Genomic DNA, 18,531 nt, shown 5'->3' on the forward strand with positions numbered 1-18,531 from the left:
CACTAAAAGAGACTGTATCAAAATTTTGATCAGTCTCTTTTTATGTTGTAGTGTATACTAAAAATACTGAATAGTTATACACTGGAGGGGATTTTTAATGTCAATGGATGATTATTTTTACAATGGCGAACTAATGAAATGTTATGAGGCGGCAAAAATGGTGACAAATGAAAAGGAAAAAGCATACGCGCAGAAATATATAGCTTTATTAGAAGAGTATGATTTCGCTCATTATCCAAAGCCAACTCTTTATGAAGAAATGCAGCATGTAGAACGTGCGGACGAAAGCTATCCAGAATCCGATAAGGTTGTAGAAATACGATCAATCAAAGTTGAAGAAGCATTTGCAGACAATATTAAGCAATTAGAAGAAGTGGCAAAGACAGGAACAGCTAATGAAAAAGCTCAATCCTTCTTTACGCAAGGAGAGTTGTTTTTATTTGCTCATCAATACAATGAAAGTGTACATTGCTTTCAACAAGCCGTTAAAGAAAATCCAAATAAGGCCGTATATTGGGGGATAACGGGCCAGACGATGCACCGCTTTGGATGGATGCCTTTTGATGTGCTTGGTTATTTGGAACAGGCGATCAATTTAGATCCAACAAACCCTCGTTGGAAATGGAATAAGGCATTAGTTCTTATTCAATTGGCCAAGGATTTGCAAATGGCACCGTTTATGGCGAATGCTGCAATCGCTTTGGAGGAGGCATTGGCTTCCTGTGGTGAACATCAACAATCATTGAAAGCTGCCATTCAAAACACTATGAATACTATGGATAGCTATGTTTTCTCGTAGTTCATTGAGGATGTCTTCCTATACAAACGGAGACATCCTTTTGTGAAAATGACTATAGAGAGGGCTTCGTTGCCATATTTCACAATCATGGTATGATAAGATAGGAAAAAATGATTTGTAGTATAAAGGACGGATTTTTTATGGCACAAGAAGTGGCAAATAAGTTTATTGAAAACGTATGTAATCATTTAGTTCGACATATGAATATTACAAAGGTAGAAGAACACTTTAAAGAAACTATTGCAATGCAACGAAATTCAGCAGCTACGGCCGTTGATTTTTGGGACATGCTAATGATCAATATGCTCTACTTTACTGAGAATGAACAGGCATGGGAGCAAGAATTTCTGAACATGCTAGAGGCTAAAAAGTGGTTGAAGCCCTCAACTTTAGAAGAGGAATTATTGATGCATCAGATGCGTATCCGACAACAAGTTGCAGAGCAAATGGATACTGTAAAGGAATTGTTCCATCAACAATATGAGACAGAGGGCCTGACAGAGGAAGCAATTATCTACGACTATGCATATAGCTCTTCTGGTCATTCTATGCGTATGGATTTATTAACGGTTCTTGTGTCCACACCTGAGCAATCCCAAGTACTTTTTGACGCAAATCCACTAGAGACCATTCGTGTTGTCAATGGATATATTGCCTACCATACAGATGGATTAATCAATAAAACAAAATTACTGTAGCTTCATTGTTACAAAGATTTACTGTGAAGGGAATTTGAAGATATGAATACACCATTTACTTTTAAGCATACACCACCTACAAATATGGATACTACAAAAAAATACCCAGCTATTTTTTTATTGCATGGGATGGGGAGTAATGAAGAGGACTTACCACAATTAGTACAGGACTTTCAAGAACAATGTCATATATTTAGTTTGCGTGGACCCATTACACAAAAACCAGGGTATGCTTTTTTCACTATTCAAGAGGTAGGACAACCAGATCGTGCCATCTTTGATAAAGTATTAGTGGCATTGCAACGATTTATATTAGAGGCAATTGATGAATATCAAGTGGATCCTCATAAAGTATTTTTATTAGGCTTTAGTCAGGGGGCTGTGCTAGCACAATCATTAGCCTTTGTGATGGGAAATTTAGTGACAGGCATTGTCGCATTAAGTGGCTATACACCTAAATTTGTAACAGAGGAATATTCTATTCGCTCCGTTGAACATTTACAAGCCTTTATTTCCCATGGCGATTATGATTATGTTATTCCGTCGCAATGGGGAATGGAAAGTAAAGAGGTTTTCGAACAATTTGGTGCAACTGTGACATTTAAGCAATATCCAGATGGGCATGGAGTAACACCTGATAATATGCGTGATCTAGTGGCGTTTTTGGCCCAGCAACTTCAAGGAGATCTTCAATAATAGAAACCGGGGCAAAATTCTGCCTCGGCTTTTTTCTTTTCCTGAATAGTAATGATAAGAATCGAGCAAGAAGGTTCAAATTCATGCCAGTCGGTGGTATCATAGAAGATGTTGTGAATGAGCGTGCTTTACTAGATAAAAACATGTACTTTATGTGAACTTAGAGACAGAACAGATCTAAAAGGGGTAAAATAATAATTTGATGTGCTAGATGCAAATTTTGTCGCTTTCTATCGATTGTGGCGTGTCGAAATTATGGAGAAAAGGAATTAAGATAAATGGAACAAAATCTGAACTCGGAGCAGAAACCGCAATCCTCCGCAAAACCACGAGGGAAATCGTCCCGCTCTACTATTTTAGCGCAAACAGTCAAAACAGGAATTATCAAATCCAATTTAATACCAATGTGGGCTGGTTTAACGCTAGGGATGTACAAAAATAAAATGACGTTCATAGACAATATACCAGAAATGATTTTTTCGACAGTTGGTTCTGCCCTTGTCATTGGAGCAGCAGGGGCCTTTAATAATGTGTATGACCGTGATATCGATGCAATCATGCCTCGTACGCAAAGCAGACCGACCGTCACTGGGGAAATGTCAGCAAAATCGACTCTATCATTAGCGATAGTTATGTTAATCATCGGCTTAGCTGTATTGGCGCTTGCGTCACCATTAGCAGCGGCATTTGGTTTGCTCGGAGTATTTTTATATGTAGTCCCTTATACAATGTGGACAAAACGTCGTACGATTTATAATACAGAAATTGGTAGTATAAGTGGTGCTGTTCCGCCATTAATTGGCTGGTCTGCCGTATCGACAGATATTACACACCCTGCAATACTAGGTTTATTTTTTGTTATGGTTATTTGGCAAATGCCACATTTTTATGCCATTGCAATTCGCAAACGTGTAGATTATGAAGCAGCAAGCGTGCCGATGCTTCCTGTTGTTAAAGGTATGCGCCGTACGTATTATCAAACAAATTTCTATCTAATTTTATTAATTCTATCAAGCTTTTTATTTGGTTCCCTAAGTGTGGGAATTATGCTCGTTGCATTACTATTAAGTATTGCATGGCTAGTAATGAGTATATATGGCTATCATAGTAATAAAGATCAAGTGAAGTGGGCAACCAAAATGTTTGTTTTCTCACTGTTCCATATGACCATATTATTCACAACAGTTATTGTGTACTCTTTAGTAGGTGTTATCTTCAAGTTATATTAATGGAAAAACCAACAAGTTAATCGTCACTTGTTGGTTTTTTATGTTCGACCGATATTATTTGACGACTGGGCCATTCAAATACGTGTAATTGGCCACCAAATACAGCACCACCATCAATACCGATAATATTGTTTTCACCAAAGTAGACACTGTAATCTGTTGGATTTTGGTGAAGCCTATACGTAGGTGTATGTCCAAAGATAACGGTTTTATCTCCTTCATAGCCTGCATGAAATTCTTCTCGAATCCACAGTAATTGCATGGGGTCTGTTTCTGCCATCGCAACGCCTGGTACAACTCCGCCATGTACAAATATAGCATCCTCTAATTCAATGTATGTTTCGAAGTTTTCAATTAATTGTAAATGTTCCTCTAGCTTTGGCAGCGTTTTGATAAAGTTAGGCAATGTTTGGGTAGCAATAGCATCCTCAAAATCGCTTAGCTGGTAACCATAGCTTGCCAATGTTGCATCTCCACCACAAAGTCCTACCCAATGGTTCCATGGTTTAGCAAGACCTGAACGACATGCATTAAGCATGATCGCCTCGTGGTTGCCAAGGAGAACTCGTGCTCCTTTTTCTTGTAATTCACTCACTAAATTTAACACGCCGCTAGAAGCAGGGCCTCTGTCGATGTAATCACCCAGTAAAAAAAGTTGATCTTCTTCTGGATTATAGCTTGCTTTTAATAATAATTCTTCAAAAAGCGCTAATTCTCCGTGTATATCACTTATTGCTAGAATTCTATTCATGTATGCCATCCTTTCAATATCACAGCGGTTACTATTAAGTATAGGAAATATTTCTGCAAATTTCGATCTTCCTAGCTTCAACTATCTATCCTTCATAGAAATTTCACAGAATTCATTCTCTCTATCATATGGCAAGTCATTTCTTTGCTTTATATATTTGTCTATAGTGTATGGGTGTGAGAGGGGGAGGAGGGCAAACAAACAACTAACAGCAGAAGCAAGAATGCTGCTTCTACTGTTATGCTAGAGTCTAGTAGATGGCGGTAGAGTTACATCTGTAGCTTTTCCCATGCTTGTTTTGCTATTTGTTCATCAAATGTTGAGATTAAACGAAAATTATTGTTGTCTAAAATGCGGAAATGAAGGCTAATGATATTTTGTTGTAGTCGAAACCCTCCTTGCTCATGTATATTTTTCCACCATATGTATCCACCCATTGTTTTATCTTTAGGCTGTAATGTTCCATTATTAACGATTAAATCCACTACCTCTAATGGATCTCCACCTAGTTCATGCTGCAAAATCGTACTGTCACGAAACAAAGTACATACGGCAACAGTAGTTGTCCATCCAGCCTGTATACGCCCCTTTTCAATTTGGACAAGTGTTTTTTTGGATAGTCCAAGTAAGTCACTCATTTGATCCTGAGTAAAAGCTCTTTCAGTACGGATTAATTTCAGTTTTTCTGAAATGAGTGTGATTAATTGTTCACGATTCATTCTAAACACCCCTTTTTTCAGATTGTTATGTCCCATTATACATGAAAGTCAAGAAGCGTGTTTTTGTTTCCACTAGAGAGGAACGGGAAAAGAAAACAGACTGTCCAAAATAAACAGTCTGTGAGAGGTTAAATTTCATATTTTTTCGTATCAGAAATGACACGAAAATGGATGCCTTTTATTTGTGCACTTACTTTATGGCGGAGTGTGTCAATATCAACTAGCTCGTCTTTACTTTGGACGCACTCAGCGATTTGTTGTAATAGCTTTGTAAAGGCTTCTTTAAATAAAGCGCGCATATTATCGAAATCTAGGCTACGGAAACTGCCATCAATATCAAATGCTTCTACAGAATTTAACTGCTTAGAGGCACCTGCAAAACGATCGTCGTACACTGTGTAGTTTTCATCTGTTACGACGATAATATATAATACTTCACCTGTAATTGTTTTTAATTCAATATTTGTTTTATGTTTTTTTACGTCTGTAATAATGTGTATACCATCTGAATGATATAGTTTAAACAATGTCATGTGTATAGCCCCCTGAAACTAGAATCATATTCCTATATTCATTATAGCTTGAAATGGCTAATAATGGAATGGAGAAAATATGGTTTTAAGATAATAGGGCTATAGCTGTGCCTTTGTAATGACAGGTGTCGGTGCACTAATTCGTAGAGGTCGAACCTCGATATAATGTATCTGATGTCCTTGTTGTTCATAGATACTGAAGATATAAGAGGCAAGCTCAATATTAGTAGATGCTTTTATGCCATTATTCACAGATAAGAACCAGCCACCTAAAGTTTCAACTTCCTCAGATTCTAATGTTATATTTAGTAGATTTTCAACATCTTCAACAAGCATTTTAGCATTTAATATATAATGGTTTTCTGTGATTTTTCGAATATCTGCAATTTCATCATCGTCAAATTCATCTCGAATTTCACCAACAATCTCTTCTAAAATATCTTCAACAGTTACCAGACCAGATGTCCCACCATATTCATCCATTAAAATAGCCATATGAATACGTTCTTTTTGCATTCGTACAAGTAATTCTTGAATAGGGATTGTTTCAATCACTCGAATAACTGGATTAATAAAATCTTCGATGACTAATGTCTCATCTGTAAGCTGTTCAAGTAAACCGTGCGTAAACAATTCCTTGGCATTGATAAACCCTAAAATATTGTCACGGTCGCCCTCATAAATAGGGTAACGTGTATATTTTTCAGCGGCAAAATGATGGATGATAGTTGTAAACGAGTCATTTCGTTCAATCCCAACAATTTCTGTTCGAGGAACCATGATTTCACGAGCAATACGTTCGTCAAACTCAAAGACGTTATTTACATATTTAAGCTCTGTTTTATTGATTTCACCACTTTTAAAGCTTTCAGACAGTAATAGTCGTAGTTCTTCCTCCGTATGGGAAAGCTCATGCTCACTTGCAGGCTTCATACCGAATAAACCAATCAAAACGCGTGCAGAGCCGTTCAAGAACCAAATGAATGGGTACATGATTTTGTAGAAAAACATGATTGGCTTTGCGAAAAGAAGGGTAATTGTTTCTGCTTTTTGAATAGCTGCTGTTTTCGGGGCTAATTCACCGACAACGACATGTAAAAATGTAGCGATTGCAAAGGCTGTACCAATGGTAAAGATGGTCATATATTTATCTGAAATACCGATCATTTCGAAAAGAGGGTGCAGCATAAATTCAAACGTTTTTTCACCAACCATACCGATACCAAGAGCTGTTACTGTAATCCCTAATTGACAGGCAGATAAATATTCATCTAAATGATTGACCACTTGCTTGGCAGCAATGGCTTTTTTATGGCCCTCTGCAATAAGCTGATCAAGTCTTGAGGAACGAACCTTTACAATGGCAAATTCTGTTGCCACGAAAAAACCTGTTAAAGCTATTAAAATGGTAAAAATCGATAAGTTTATTATGGTATCCAAATAGTCGTTCTGTAAAAACAGAACGTCACCTCCTAATTATGAATAAGTAAAAGTAAGGATTGCATTAATGCAATGCTTTCAGGCGAAACATTTTTTTTTATGGTTTCAATTTTTTTATCATCTTGCTTGTTCATTTGTTCTAGCAGAGAAGCTACATCATGCTCTAAATCTTGCATTTTCAAACGAAGCATTTGTACATCGATTTCTTCATAGGGTGTGATGTTTAATTCCTGTTGGATTTCCACGAGTGAAAGCCCTTGTTGTTTGCGCTGTTCAATGAATTGAAGTCGTTCAATCATGACGGGATCATAGTATCGATAATTTGTTGCAGAGCGTTCTGCAACCAATAAGCCTATGTTTGTATAATAATCGATTGTTCGTTTTGTAATGCCAGTTTTTTCAGCAAGCTCGCCAATTTTTAATTTTTCTGTCCCAATGCAAACACCTCCAAACCATCACGTTGTACTTTGATTATAACGTGATGGTTTTATTTTATTCAAATGAAAGCACCTAATATTTCAAAATTGTAAGACTTATTATAAAAAAAGCTTCTGCCAGTCTTCTTGGCAGAAACGTTTTTAGTGTGTTGAAATTAAATAGGTATCATATAGGTGATGAAGTGCTTCTTCTCCATTTTTTTGTAGGAGATTTTCATTATTAAAAATAACTGTGATTGTAGTTTGAGAGCTATCAATTTTATCATCAATAATTTTACATGTAACGTATACAATGCCTGACTCAGCAAGCTTTTCTTTCAACTCATCATTCCATTGTTGATCAGAAAATAGTGGGGGTTGCCAAGTGCCTCTCACATGAAGCTCATTTTTTTCAGGGTCATAATCCCAGCGTATGTCACGTAAAATAGTTTTAAATAGGTCATTAACCGTAAAAGTTGTTTCTTTATAGTTAATGTCTATAGCGCGTATGGCATGAACATCTCGACTAACTGCACTAGCCGCGGAGTTTGCCGCTGTATTGATGCCAGAAGCTGCATCTTTGATTTCTGATAATCGACCACCACAGCCTGTCAGTAGTGCGCAGATGCAAGTCATACAAGCTAATTTTGTCATCCATTTCACAAGTAGTCCCTCCAGTCTAGCAAGTTGTTACTACTATCTTATCGAAAAGAAAAATACGAAGAAAGGGCATGAAAGCGGTAGATTGTGACGGTTTTGCAACGATGCGACCTCCACTCGATTGTTCGTCATTTGGGAAGTATAGAAGTATGGAAATTTGGTAAAAACCAAGGAGAAAGGGAGCGGTTTGTGATGAAAATTAATGATGAAATGCTTGATCGTTTAGGAACTTATTTTGTTTATCATGCCGTCTACGATAATTATGGGATTACCTTTGAAAACTTTGTGGAGCGTTGGATACGGGGAATTTTGGAAGTATAGAGTAAAATAAGCAGACCTACCGTCAAACAAGCTTGTTTGAACGGCGGTTGCTCAAAACTATGCCAATCGTAGGAGGCACATAAAAGAGTCGTGTTCTTTATTTGAACACGACTCTCCTTTATTTTATTTGAAATAATTTGTGATGAATTGATTGGCTTCTTGCCAGTTATACACCCTTACTACATTGTCAGGAACAGCAAGACGGTTATAGGGCGTATCAAACAACACGACAGGTATTTTTAGCTCCTCTGCCAGCATCACTGCATTATCATGCTTATCCTCAAAGAAAGCATCTACATGATGCTTTTTAGCAACCGCTAACTTATCATGGCTGCCTAAAAGTTCGATATGGTCATAAGGAATCGCCTGATTTTCAAACCAATTTACTGTAATGTCTGCTACATTTTCGCCTCGTGCCGATATATAATAGAGCTCAAACGTATTTTGCCAGGCAGTTAGAATATTTTTTGCATCTTTTGCTACTTCTGACACTTCGTACATATAAGGCTCATTTTCTTTAAACCATGTATTAAAGGCACTTCGATCTACAGGGTGAGGAAAGGCCGATAAAAAATCATACTCACAAACATCATCAAGCGTAATATTTACGTTATATTGTTTATTAATATGTGGTATGAGTGTACTTGGACATGTTACAGTCCCATCAATATCAATACCAAAGCGGGGCTTTTTCATGCTAGTACCTCCTTAGGCATTCGCTTTTTGTACTTCTTCTGCTGCGCGCTTTTCTTCCATCTCTGCCGCTAATTTATCAATTTCTTTTTTCAACTCTTCAACCATTGTTTCTTCAGGAACTTTACGAACAGTTTTCCCTTTCATGAATAACAAGCCTTCACCACGCGCACCCGCAATACCGATATCCGCTTCACGTGCTTCACCAGGACCGTTTACCGCACAGCCTAACACCGCTACTTTTAAAGGTACATTCAATTTAGAAATATATTCTTCTACTTCATTAGCAATGGAAATTAAATCAATCTCAATGCGCCCACATGTTGGACAAGAGATTAGTGTTGCCATATTAGAAGCTAGACCAAAAGATTTTAATAGTTCACGTGCTACTTTGATTTCCTCAACAGGGTCTGCTGAAAGTGAAATACGTAACGTGTTACCAATTCCTTTTGATAGGATGGCACCAAGTCCAGCCGCTGATTTTACAGTACCAGCAAATAGTGTTCCTGATTCTGTAATACCTAAATGTAGCGGATAATTAAAGGCCTTAGCAGCTTTTTCATAGGCTTCAATGGCAAGATTTACGTCAGATGCCTTCATCGATACAATAATATCGTGGAAGTCCAAGTCTTCTAAAATTTTAATATGGTGAAGTGCAGATTCAACCATACCATCAGCAGTAGGATAGCCGTATTTTTCTAAAATATGACGCTCTAATGAACCAGCATTTACCCCAATACGAATGGGGATACCTTTTGCTTTAGCTGCATTCACGACAGCCTCCACTTTCTCTTTACGACCAATATTACCAGGGTTAATACGTACTTTATCGATACCATTTTCAATGGCTTTTAATGCTAATCTATAGTCAAAATGAATATCAGCTACTAATGGAATATGGATACGTTTTTTGATTTCGGCAATTGCATCTGCAGCACGCTCATCTGGAACTGCAACACGAACTATTTGACAGCCTGCTTCTTCAAGTCGAAGAATTTCTGCCACTGTTGCTTCTACATCATGTGTTTTTGTTGTACACATACTTTGAATGAATAATTCATTACTACCACCAATTGTTAAGTTACCGACACGTACAGGACGTGTATTTGAACGGTGACAAATTTCACTCATTTAACTTTCTCTCCTTTTCGGGCCACTATTTTCAGCCGTCACTGTCATTTATTTTAGCAGTGTAAGAAAATAAGGACAAGGAAGAAACGTTAACTTTTCATTTTCCACATTTGTTTTCGAATTCAAACGTAAGAGGAAGCTTAATATTTCCACCAGGAATTAATTCCTGTAATTGTAAGTGTGGGTTTAAGTTGTAAAATAATTGTAAGCGTTCTGGGAATGTCATGGGAACTTTTGCAGGGTGTAAGGCAAATAAACTATGAATAGTATCTCCTTCAATAGTTTGTACGGTGATATAATTTGGCTCACGTTGCTGTACACATTGGCTATTAGTACTTTTTGTTTGTAAAGCTGCAAGTGGGATCGATCCCTCAGTTAAATCTACCTTCACGACAAAAGCAATGACAATAATGATAGCTGTTAAGATGAATGCCCGCAAAAAAACCCCTCCTTTTCTACACTATATTTAGAAGAGGGGGGATTCATGCACATTATTTTGATATTGGTTGTTTAGGATATTTTGTAAAGGCCACAATTAATAGAACAATAGTCAGTAATAAAGAAAAAACAGAGATAATTGTACTGTTAATCGGTAAATATTCTGCTAGCATCGACAATAATGTTGCCCACGTGATGGCAAAAGTTGTTGTGCGCCAAATATGACGGTATTCACCACGACGTTTCATGACTTTTAAAATAAATAAACCGGCTAAAGCATAGAGAGCAATTTGGGCAAAAATCAGCATGGTTGTAAAGACAAAAAGCATTAAGAATGTGAATGGATATAAGAGCCATTTAATGCCATCTATGTATTCAGTTAAACCATTTAAACTATTCATATCAATCGTATCAACAGACATACCTGCTGCAAATCTACCTAAAGAGAATACGGTTACAAGGGTAATGAGCAGAAAAGTATATTGAATAACTTTTCCGATAGGTAGTAAACGATAGGCTGCTAGTTTTTTAGGATGAATAAGACTATCGATAAATAGCTGTGAGTGTTTCATACTATATCTCCTCCAATCAATATATTAACATGTTCAAAGAGCATAGGGTATGAAAGAAGCATGAATGAAGGGACACTTAATGATAAAATGTTAACATTATGTAAAGAAGTTAAAGGATTTCTTTACTTTTTGTTTGTAATCAATTAAAGATTAGAATTAGAGTAGTAGAGACGTAGGAATTGGAGCGAAAATAATTGACAATAGATTGGCAAAGCATACTCTTTCAGTTTTTAGGTGGGTTAGGAGTCTTTTTATTTTCCATTAAATTTATGGGTGATGGGCTTCAGAAATCAGCGGATGATCGATTACGTGAATGGTTAAATCGCTTTACAACTAACCCGATCATGGGAGTCTTAGTAGGCATATTTGTAACCATTTGCATTCAGTCAAGTTCTGCAACGACAGTCATCACTGTAGGGTTAGTGAGTGCCGGATTTTTAACGTTACGTCAAGCAATCGGCGTAATTATGGGAGCAAATATTGGTACAACCATTACAGCATTTATTATTGGCATTGATATCGGTATCTATTTTTATCCCTTGTTAGCAATCGGGGCAGGCTTTTTATTTTTCCTCAAAAGGGCAACATACCAACATATTGGTCAAATTTTGTTTGGCTTTGGTGGCTTATTTTTAGGGCTAGAGCTAATGAGTGCAAGTATGCAGTCACTACATCAACTGGCAGATTTTGCATCGCTCACGCTTCATTTAAGTAATCAACCCATTTTAGGTATATTTTTAGGTACCGTTTTTACCTTGCTTGTACAAAGCTCTACGGCCACAGTCGGTGTGCTTCAAGGCTTATATGCTGAGCATTTGATTGGTTTGAACAATGCCTTACCGATTTTATTTGGAGAAAACATCGGAACGACGATTACGGCGGTATTAGCGTCACTGGGCGCTTCTATTTATGCGAAACGGGCAGCCGCAGCACATGTACTCTTCAATGTGATCGGTACGATTATTTTCATGATTTTTTTTACCCCATTTATGCATTATGTTCAATGGGTCAGCGAATTATTTCATTTAGAGCCTCGTATGCAAATTGCAATTGCCCATGGCTCATTCAATGTACTTAATATGATGATTCAACTTCCATTTATTGCAGGATTGGCAGCATTAGTAACGAAATTGATACCAGGACATGATGGTCATATCAATGTCACAACAAAGCATTTAGATCCATCTTTTATTGATTCCTCCCCAGCAATTGCACTTGGTCAAGCTAAAGAGGAAGTATTACGAATGGGTGAACATGCTTTACGAGGCTTAGAAGAAACATTTCTCTATATGAAATCAGGGGAAGCCGAACATATTCCTACAGTTTTACAATTAGAGGCTGGCCTTAATCATTTAGATAATGAAATTACCGATTATTTAGTGATGGTGTCTAAGCAGCCCCTTTCTCGTGCAGACTCAGTAAGACATCATACACTATTAACAAATGTACGAGATTTCGAACGAATTGGTGATCACTTTGAAAATATCTTAGAGCTTTTACAATACAAGGACCATCATGAAGTGACCCTAAGTAAATCGGCACGACAAGATTTAATTGGCATGTTTAGTTTAGCCATTGAGGCTGTCCGTAAAAGTATAGAGGCCTTGGATACAGCTAGCTTAAGTTTAGCTCAAGAGGTGACGGAGCTAGAAAGCTTGATTGACGATATGGAGGATAAACTTCGTCAGAAACATATTGCACGTCTGAATACGAATGAATGCAGTGGGGCGGCTGGGATTGTCTATATGGACATTGTAAGTAACCTGGAACGTATTGGTGACCATGCGGTCAATATTGCAGACTCTATTTTGGGTATACGCCATTAACAAAGTGAAACTTTTCACTTTGTTTGTCCGTATGAAAGACAACGTACGATAAAAGGAGAGAAATTTTATGGAAGTTGTTGGCTGGATTTTAGTAGTAGCCTGCTTTATTATTTCATTTGTTGGTTTAGTCTATCCGATCATTCCAGGTGTCTTATTTTTAGTCGGAGGATTCCTACTATATGGCTTATTTTTCTCCTTCGCAGAGTTAAGCTGGTGGTTCTGGATTATTGAAATATTATTTGTAGTGCTGTTATTTGGCGCAGATACATTGGCAAATGCATTTGGCATTAAAAAGTTTGGTGGCTCTAGCGCAGGAATGTGGGGAAGCACCATTGGATTATTATTTGGCCCATTCGTCATTCCTGTGGCTGGAATATTAATTGGCCCATTTTTAGGGGCTGTCATAGCCGAATTAATTGTGGAGAAACGAACATTTAGTGAGGCTGTGAAAAGTGGTGTTGGTTCGTTAGTAGGGTTTTTAACTTCTACTATTGCAAAGGCTGTCATTCAAATTGTGATGATTATTGTATTTTTCTTCGCGATTTAATGTCTACGAGTGGGGTTTAATGAATCAAGCTAATGGGTAAGATAGTTAACGTATTGGTTTTTCAGTCAAAAGGCTGAAATCTTCTAAATGAAGTATTTTTCATTGAATGGTTTGACCAATTTTGATAATCTATTGATGTACTAAATATTTCTTATTTTAGGGAGGAACTTAACAATGGCTTACGAATTACCACAATTAACTTACGCTTACGACGCATTAGAGCCACATATCGATGCAAAAACTATGGAAATTCACCATTCTAAACACCACAATACTTATGTAACTAACTTAAACGCAGCAGTAGAAGGTACTGAATTTGCAGAAAAAGACATTAACGACTTAATCGCAAACCTTGACGCTCTTCCAGCTGACAAACAAACTGCTGTACGCAACAACGGTGGCGGACATGCTAACCATACACTATTCTGGGAAGTAATCGCTCCAGGCGGTTCTAATACTCCAGTTGGCGAAGTTGCAAAAGCAATTGATGCGAAATTCGGTTCTTTCGATGCTTTCAAAGAAGAATTTGCAAAAGCTGCTACAACTCGCTTCGGTTCAGGTTGGGCATGGTTAATCGTGGATGGTGACTCAGTTGCTGTTACGTCAACTCCAAACCAAGACTCTCCAGTAATGGAAGGTAAAAAACCAATTCTAGGCCTTGATGTTTGGGAGCATGCATACTACTTAAACTACCAAAACCGTCGTCCAGATTATATTGGTGCTTTCTGGAACGTAGTAAACTGGGATGTAGTAGAAGCTAAATTCCAAGCTGCTAAATAATGATTGAATAGTAAATGGCTATGCTAAGGTGAGAAATCACTAAGGTATAGCCTTTTTTTGTTGGATAAAAATGAAAAAGAAATGGATAGAACAAATAGGGCAACCTTTCCACTTTTGATACCGTCAAATAAATGATGTTTTCCGTAATAATTGTCAAGTGCATGCTTTCCTGTCAAACCTACGAATGGTATACTAAGTATCGTGTATTGAAATGAAAAAAGATAAGGAGGGGAATACATATGCGCAAAGCACCAGGGAAAAATCGCGCAGCGAGTGTTAAAGCAAAACATCACTCTAATTTAACATTTCGTATGAATATCCTTTTCTTTGCAATATTTATCGTATTTTCAATGTTGATTTTTAGACTGGGGTATATGCAAATCGTGAAAGGGGAAGAGTATGTACGACTTTTAGAGAGTACAGAAGAAGTTCCTGTCAATACGAGTGTGCCTCGGGGTAGAATGTATGATCGTTACGGTCGTATTTTAGTAGATAATCACCCAGAAAATGCGATTACGTATACGAAAATGCAAACGACTACAACAGATGAAATGCTAAATATAGCTGAAAAGCTGGCACAATTAATTGAACAACCAACAAATCGTGTCACATTGCGTGATAAACAAGATTTTTGGATTATCAAAAATCATGACGCGGCCTACGAAAAAGTGACAAAGGCAGAAGAAGCTAAAATTCGAGCGAAAGAAAATATTACGACAAGTCAAATCAATGCAGAGGTTGATAAACTAGTACGTGAACGCATTACCAATGAAGAGCTATTGCAATTGTCAGAGAAAGATTTAGAAGTATTAGCAATCTTTAGGGAGATGACATCTGGTTATAATTTATCACCTCAAATTATAAAAAGTGAAAATGTTTCGGCAGATGAATTTGCACGTGTCTCCGAGCGTTTAACGGAACTACCAGGAGTTAACACAACAACAGATTGGAAACGCGTAAAACTATCTTCTCTATCGATTCTTGGTCGTACAACTGTCCCAACAAAAGGGATACCAAAAGAAAAGCTGAATTATTATTTAGCCCGAGATTATTCACGAAATGATCGAGTAGGGGAAAGTTATATTGAGGCGCAGTATGAAGAACTACTCCAAGGTCAAAAAACAGTTGTCAAAAATATTACCAATAAAAAAGGGCAGGTAGTCGATACTATTACAACTTATGAAGGTGAGCCAGGTAAAGATTTAGTTTTATCACTGGATAGTGAGCTACAGGCTGAAACTGAGAAGATTGTAGAAGAAGAACTGCTTAATTTAAAAGCTCTTCCTGGATCGTATTTATTAGATCGTGCCTTTTTAATTATGATGGACCCTCATACAGGGGATGTCCTATCTATGGTTGGTAAGAAAATAGAAAAAAACCCTGAGACGGGGAAAAGTGAAATTGTTGATTATGGATACGGAACATTTACGACAGCTTATGAGGCAGGTTCATCTATTAAGGGAGCAACAGTTCTTACGGGGTACAATCAAGACGTTATCTCAATGGGCACCTCTATGGGGGATGAACCGATTAAATTGGCAGGTACGGATTTTAAAAGTTCCATTTTTAACAGGAGCGGCTATGTGCCAATGAACGATTTAATGGCCCTGGAACGTTCTTCTAACTCCTATATGTTTAAAATTGCACTATTGATTAATAAAACACCTTACAGCTATGGTATGCCATTACGTTTAAAGGATGATACATTCCCCAAAATGCGCAATAATTTTGCACAATTTGGGCTAGGTGTGAAAACAGGCATTGATTTACCAAATGAATTTAGTGGCGTGCGTGGTCCATCAGGTCCAACAATGGGTGGTAAAACATTAGACTTAGCGATTGGTCAGTATGACACGTATACACCTTTACAATTAGCACAATATATTTCAACGATTGCTAACGGTGGTTATCGTATTCAGCCACATGTTGTGAAAGAGGTACGTGATCCATCACAGGATGGCAAGCAGTTAGGGCAATTAGTGACTGAAATAGGACCAACTATCCTCAATCAAATAGATAATCCTAAAGAAGAGATTGACTATGTAAAACAAGGATTACGTCGTGTATATACTGGATCATATGGGACGGCTCGTGGACAATTCTCAAATGCTCCATTTACAGCAGCAGGGAAAACAGGTACTGCAGAGGTAGTTTACTATGGTCCATTACGAGAACATTTTGGTACAAATACGATTACATTAACACATGTTGGCTTTGCGCCGTACGAAAATCCTGAAATTGCTTATGCAGTTGTTATTCCATGGGCAACAACTAATATGAATCAACATTTAGTCAATAACAATGTTATTGCTAGACGTTCTTTAGACAAATACTTTGAATTAAAAGCAAAATATGAAGCTGAAAAAGTAACAGAAAATAATGTGAAACAACCGATTTTACCAGCTATTACAGAGGAAAAAATTGGTGAGGATGAGCAAGAATAAGAAAACCGCTAGGCACTGGGATGCCTAGCGGTTATTTTTTTGGAAGAAGGTAAGCATCACGCAGATAACTGTCGGATGGCTAATTCAAATTGTTCTCTTGGTTTTACGCCATACAGTTCTAAATTATGATAGAAATACGAAGCTAGCATAAAATCAATCGCTTCTTGTAGTGTTAATTCGCGATGGTCCATAAGCAAAGTTAGATAGGTTTTAAAATAATCGGCATTTTGTACGTTTGCATGTTTCATGACAAAGGTAAAACTCCTCATCCATTACGCCTTATCCATATAATGTCCATATTTTCTCGTTGAAAATCTGTGACATCCTCTGAAGGCTTTATCTTTCCCTTTTCTAAAAATAGGGACTGTACCTAGCTTAGAGGTTGGTACAAAAATATTTACTGAATCAAGATAAAGTATTTCCTGACACAATTGATTATTATAGCATCTTTCCAATCGGAAGCAAATTTTAACTTCTTTTCATTTAGAAGTATGCGCTCCTCCAAATATAGAAGAGTGAAATATATAGAGGATTTGCCCTTTCGATGGGTATCCAGTCACTCAGTGTATGTGGAGAAATCCTTCGGGGAACGTCGCGGATTTTGAATGAAAAGAGTAGATGAATTTAAAATCTGGGCACAGCCATGGCAAGGTGAAAATGAATTGTAAATGTATCTTTACAATCGTTTACAAAGCATTACATTCCTTTACATCTCTTTTACGAACCGTTTATACGACTTCAACATTCAGTCATTATAGTAAAGATTGTAAGACAAATAACTATAAAACAGTTCATGACGGAGGCAAATGAGATGAAAAAGTGGAAGTACTTAACGATGACAGCAGTAATGGGTTCTGCATTAATGCTAGGTGCATGTGGTAGCGATTCTGCACAAAATGGAAACAATACTGAAACGAACGCACCTGCTAGTTCAGGACAAGAAGCTGCTGATGAAAAGCTACAAGGCTCTGTAGCTGGAGATGGCTCATCAACAGTTGCACCAATTATTGAGGCAGTTGTTGAAGAGTATGCAGGCGCACAACCAGATGTCAAAGTATCAGTAGGGGTTTCTGGTACAGGTGGTGGTTTTGAAAAATTCATCGCAGGTGAAACAGACTTTTCAAATGCATCTCGTAATATAAAAGATGAAGAGAAAGCGAAACTAGGAGAAGCTGGTATTGATTATACAGAGCTAGCTCTAGCATATGATGGTTTATCAGTAGTCGTGAATCCAGAAAATGATTGGGCGAAAGATTTAACTGTAGAACAATTACAAAAGATATGGATTGAAGATGGAAAAGAGAAGAAATGGTCGGACATTGATCCATCTTGGCCAGATGAGAAAATCGTTTACTATTCACCAGGTACTGATTCAGGCACATACGATTACTTTGATGAAATCATTTTAGATGGAGCTGATCTAGTAAGCTCAGCAACATTATCAGAGGATGATAATATGCTAGTTCAAGGTGTATCAGGTGACAAAAACGCGATCGGATTCTTCGGTTATGCTTACTATCTAGAAAATAAAGATAAATTAAATATCGTTAAAGTAAATGGTGTAGAGCCAAATAATGAAACAATTGAAGCTGGTGAATATACACCACTTTCACGCCCACTTTTCACATATGTGAAAAATAGCGCTATGAAAGATAACGAAGCAGCATATGATTTCATTAAATTTACATTAGAAAACGCAGGTGATATGGCTGAGGCTGTTGGCTATGTTCGTTTACCTGAAGAAAAATATACTGAAGGCTTAAAAACTTTAGAAGGCTTAAAATAAGTAGACATGCATAGAGGGAAAGAGATGTATGCTCTTTCCCTCCCTTATTTGA

General features: G+C 37.3%; 21 protein-coding genes. 10 read left to right on the forward strand and 11 right to left on the reverse strand.

Going from position 1 to position 18,531, the window contains the following annotated elements; genetic code table 11:
* The first annotated feature begins 97 nt into the window (after window positions 1–97).
* From ACP3VS_RS14795 to cyoE, 4 genes are all read left to right on the forward strand, one after another.
* Window positions 98–799, forward strand: a complete 702-nt coding sequence (locus tag ACP3VS_RS14795) for a tetratricopeptide repeat protein (RefSeq protein ID WP_197149955.1) — start codon at window positions 98–100, stop codon at window positions 797–799.
* Window positions 800–939: 140 nt separating this feature from the next.
* A complete protein-coding gene (locus ACP3VS_RS14800; protein WP_426389096.1) occupies window positions 940–1,497 on the forward strand; it encodes a hypothetical protein in 558 nt (185 codons plus the stop codon).
* Window positions 1,498–1,539: 42 nt separating this feature from the next.
* Window positions 1,540–2,193, forward strand: coding sequence for an alpha/beta hydrolase (locus ACP3VS_RS14805; protein ID WP_012295197.1), 654 nt, complete (start codon window positions 1,540–1,542; stop codon window positions 2,191–2,193).
* Window positions 2,194–2,471: 278 nt separating this feature from the next.
* Entirely contained in the window at window positions 2,472–3,422 is a 951-nt protein-coding gene (gene cyoE / locus ACP3VS_RS14810) for a heme o synthase (protein ID WP_036162134.1), read from the forward strand.
* A gap of 16 nt (window positions 3,423–3,438) precedes the next feature.
* On the opposite strand, the gene ACP3VS_RS14815 is transcribed toward cyoE, so the two are convergent.
* The 6 genes from ACP3VS_RS14815 to ACP3VS_RS14840 all read right to left on the reverse strand — a co-directional run bounded on the left by ACP3VS_RS14815 (window position 3,439) and on the right by ACP3VS_RS14840 (window position 7,935).
* Window positions 3,439–4,173, reverse strand: a complete 735-nt coding sequence (locus ACP3VS_RS14815) for a metallophosphoesterase (protein ID WP_281487046.1) — start codon at window positions 4,171–4,173, stop codon at window positions 3,439–3,441.
* Between the two features lie 269 nt (window positions 4,174–4,442).
* The gene (locus tag ACP3VS_RS14820; protein WP_426389098.1) at window positions 4,443–4,892 is read right to left on the reverse strand and encodes a helix-turn-helix transcriptional regulator; all 450 of its coding nucleotides are present in this window, start codon (window positions 4,890–4,892) and stop codon (window positions 4,443–4,445) included.
* A gap of 128 nt (window positions 4,893–5,020) precedes the next feature.
* Window positions 5,021–5,425 carry a hypothetical protein gene (locus ACP3VS_RS14825; RefSeq protein ID WP_008178358.1) on the reverse strand — a complete coding sequence of 135 codons (405 nt, stop codon included), beginning with the start codon at window positions 5,423–5,425 and terminating at the stop codon, window positions 5,021–5,023.
* A gap of 99 nt (window positions 5,426–5,524) precedes the next feature.
* The gene (locus ACP3VS_RS14830) at window positions 5,525–6,865 is read right to left on the reverse strand and encodes a hemolysin family protein (RefSeq protein ID WP_036162133.1); all 1,341 of its coding nucleotides are present in this window, start codon (window positions 6,863–6,865) and stop codon (window positions 5,525–5,527) included.
* 32 nt (window positions 6,866–6,897) lie between these two features.
* Window positions 6,898–7,302 (reverse strand): MerR family transcriptional regulator, encoded by a 405-nt coding sequence (locus ACP3VS_RS14835; RefSeq protein ID WP_306552461.1) that lies wholly within the window; start codon window positions 7,300–7,302, stop codon window positions 6,898–6,900.
* A 141-nt stretch (window positions 7,303–7,443) separates the two neighbouring features.
* On the reverse strand, window positions 7,444–7,935 hold the full coding sequence (locus tag ACP3VS_RS14840) for a hypothetical protein (RefSeq protein WP_206700956.1): 492 nt from the start codon (window positions 7,933–7,935) through the stop codon (window positions 7,444–7,446).
* A 195-nt stretch (window positions 7,936–8,130) separates the two neighbouring features.
* Here ACP3VS_RS14840 and ACP3VS_RS14845 point away from each other — a divergent pair, with 195 nt between their 5' ends.
* Window positions 8,131–8,262 (forward strand): hypothetical protein, encoded by a 132-nt coding sequence (locus tag ACP3VS_RS14845; protein WP_257216265.1) that lies wholly within the window; start codon window positions 8,131–8,133, stop codon window positions 8,260–8,262.
* 123 nt (window positions 8,263–8,385) lie between these two features.
* On the opposite strand, the gene ACP3VS_RS14850 is transcribed toward ACP3VS_RS14845, so the two are convergent.
* From ACP3VS_RS14850 to ACP3VS_RS14865, 4 genes are all read right to left on the reverse strand, one after another.
* Window positions 8,386–8,958 carry a 5' nucleotidase, NT5C type gene (locus tag ACP3VS_RS14850; RefSeq protein ID WP_012295190.1) on the reverse strand — a complete coding sequence of 191 codons (573 nt, stop codon included), beginning with the start codon at window positions 8,956–8,958 and terminating at the stop codon, window positions 8,386–8,388.
* Between the two features lie 12 nt (window positions 8,959–8,970).
* A complete protein-coding gene (gene ispG / locus ACP3VS_RS14855; RefSeq protein ID WP_012295189.1) occupies window positions 8,971–10,086 on the reverse strand; it encodes a flavodoxin-dependent (E)-4-hydroxy-3-methylbut-2-enyl-diphosphate synthase in 1,116 nt (371 codons plus the stop codon).
* Window positions 10,087–10,183: 97 nt separating this feature from the next.
* A complete protein-coding gene (locus tag ACP3VS_RS14860) occupies window positions 10,184–10,525 on the reverse strand; it encodes a hypothetical protein (protein WP_012295188.1) in 342 nt (113 codons plus the stop codon).
* A gap of 52 nt (window positions 10,526–10,577) precedes the next feature.
* On the reverse strand, window positions 10,578–11,096 hold the full coding sequence (locus tag ACP3VS_RS14865; RefSeq protein WP_008178344.1) for a DUF1189 family protein: 519 nt from the start codon (window positions 11,094–11,096) through the stop codon (window positions 10,578–10,580).
* Between the two features lie 194 nt (window positions 11,097–11,290).
* Between ACP3VS_RS14865 and ACP3VS_RS14870 the strand changes: the two genes are divergently transcribed.
* The 4 genes from ACP3VS_RS14870 to ACP3VS_RS14885 all read left to right on the forward strand — a co-directional run bounded on the left by ACP3VS_RS14870 (window position 11,291) and on the right by ACP3VS_RS14885 (window position 16,693).
* Window positions 11,291–12,922, forward strand: coding sequence for a Na/Pi cotransporter family protein (locus tag ACP3VS_RS14870; RefSeq protein WP_031416973.1), 1,632 nt, complete (start codon window positions 11,291–11,293; stop codon window positions 12,920–12,922).
* Window positions 12,923–12,989: 67 nt separating this feature from the next.
* Window positions 12,990–13,469 carry a DUF456 domain-containing protein gene (locus ACP3VS_RS14875; protein ID WP_012295185.1) on the forward strand — a complete coding sequence of 160 codons (480 nt, stop codon included), beginning with the start codon at window positions 12,990–12,992 and terminating at the stop codon, window positions 13,467–13,469.
* Between the two features lie 174 nt (window positions 13,470–13,643).
* Window positions 13,644–14,249 carry a superoxide dismutase gene (locus ACP3VS_RS14880; RefSeq protein ID WP_012295184.1) on the forward strand — a complete coding sequence of 202 codons (606 nt, stop codon included), beginning with the start codon at window positions 13,644–13,646 and terminating at the stop codon, window positions 14,247–14,249.
* Between the two features lie 239 nt (window positions 14,250–14,488).
* Window positions 14,489–16,693, forward strand: a complete 2,205-nt coding sequence (locus ACP3VS_RS14885) for a peptidoglycan D,D-transpeptidase FtsI family protein (RefSeq protein WP_031416970.1) — start codon at window positions 14,489–14,491, stop codon at window positions 16,691–16,693.
* Window positions 16,694–16,749: 56 nt separating this feature from the next.
* Here the strand turns inward: ACP3VS_RS14885 and ACP3VS_RS14890 are convergent, their stop codons facing one another.
* Entirely contained in the window at window positions 16,750–16,941 is a 192-nt protein-coding gene (locus ACP3VS_RS14890) for a hypothetical protein (RefSeq protein WP_031416969.1), read from the reverse strand.
* 563 nt (window positions 16,942–17,504) lie between these two features.
* Between ACP3VS_RS14890 and ACP3VS_RS14895 the strand changes: the two genes are divergently transcribed.
* A complete protein-coding gene (locus tag ACP3VS_RS14895; protein WP_031416968.1) occupies window positions 17,505–18,479 on the forward strand; it encodes a PstS family phosphate ABC transporter substrate-binding protein in 975 nt (324 codons plus the stop codon).
* Window positions 18,480–18,531: the final 52 nt, after the last annotated feature.

The sequence above is a fragment of the Lysinibacillus sp. VIII_CA genome (assembly GCF_049943995.1).
GTDB lineage: Bacteria > Bacillota > Bacilli > Bacillales_A > Planococcaceae > Lysinibacillus > Lysinibacillus pinottii.

Excerpts from the sequence above, each read along its gene's own strand:
- ACP3VS_RS14795 (WP_197149955.1), top strand. The coding sequence starts at position 98 with ATGTCAATGGATGATTATTTTTACAATGGCGAACTAATGAAATGTTAT.
- ACP3VS_RS14800 (WP_426389096.1), top strand. The coding sequence starts at position 940 with ATGGCACAAGAAGTGGCAAATAAGTTTATTGAAAACGTATGTAATCAT.
- ACP3VS_RS14805 (WP_012295197.1), top strand. The coding sequence starts at position 1,540 with ATGAATACACCATTTACTTTTAAGCATACACCACCTACAAATATGGAT.
- cyoE (WP_036162134.1), top strand. The coding sequence starts at position 2,472 with ATGGAACAAAATCTGAACTCGGAGCAGAAACCGCAATCCTCCGCAAAA.
- ACP3VS_RS14815 (WP_281487046.1), bottom strand. The coding sequence starts at position 4,173 with ATGAATAGAATTCTAGCAATAAGTGATATACACGGAGAATTAGCGCTT.
- ACP3VS_RS14820 (WP_426389098.1), bottom strand. The coding sequence starts at position 4,892 with ATGAATCGTGAACAATTAATCACACTCATTTCAGAAAAACTGAAATTA.
- ACP3VS_RS14825 (WP_008178358.1), bottom strand. The coding sequence starts at position 5,425 with ATGACATTGTTTAAACTATATCATTCAGATGGTATACACATTATTACA.
- ACP3VS_RS14840 (WP_206700956.1), bottom strand. The coding sequence starts at position 7,935 with ATGACAAAATTAGCTTGTATGACTTGCATCTGCGCACTACTGACAGGC.
- ACP3VS_RS14850 (WP_012295190.1), bottom strand. The coding sequence starts at position 8,958 with ATGAAAAAGCCCCGCTTTGGTATTGATATTGATGGGACTGTAACATGT.
- ispG (WP_012295189.1), bottom strand. The coding sequence starts at position 10,086 with ATGAGTGAAATTTGTCACCGTTCAAATACACGTCCTGTACGTGTCGGT.
- ACP3VS_RS14865 (WP_008178344.1), bottom strand. The coding sequence starts at position 11,096 with ATGAAACACTCACAGCTATTTATCGATAGTCTTATTCATCCTAAAAAA.
- ACP3VS_RS14875 (WP_012295185.1), top strand. The coding sequence starts at position 12,990 with ATGGAAGTTGTTGGCTGGATTTTAGTAGTAGCCTGCTTTATTATTTCA.
- ACP3VS_RS14880 (WP_012295184.1), top strand. The coding sequence starts at position 13,644 with ATGGCTTACGAATTACCACAATTAACTTACGCTTACGACGCATTAGAG.
- ACP3VS_RS14885 (WP_031416970.1), top strand. The coding sequence starts at position 14,489 with ATGCGCAAAGCACCAGGGAAAAATCGCGCAGCGAGTGTTAAAGCAAAA.
- ACP3VS_RS14890 (WP_031416969.1), bottom strand. The coding sequence starts at position 16,941 with ATGAAACATGCAAACGTACAAAATGCCGATTATTTTAAAACCTATCTA.
- ACP3VS_RS14895 (WP_031416968.1), top strand. The coding sequence starts at position 17,505 with ATGAAAAAGTGGAAGTACTTAACGATGACAGCAGTAATGGGTTCTGCA.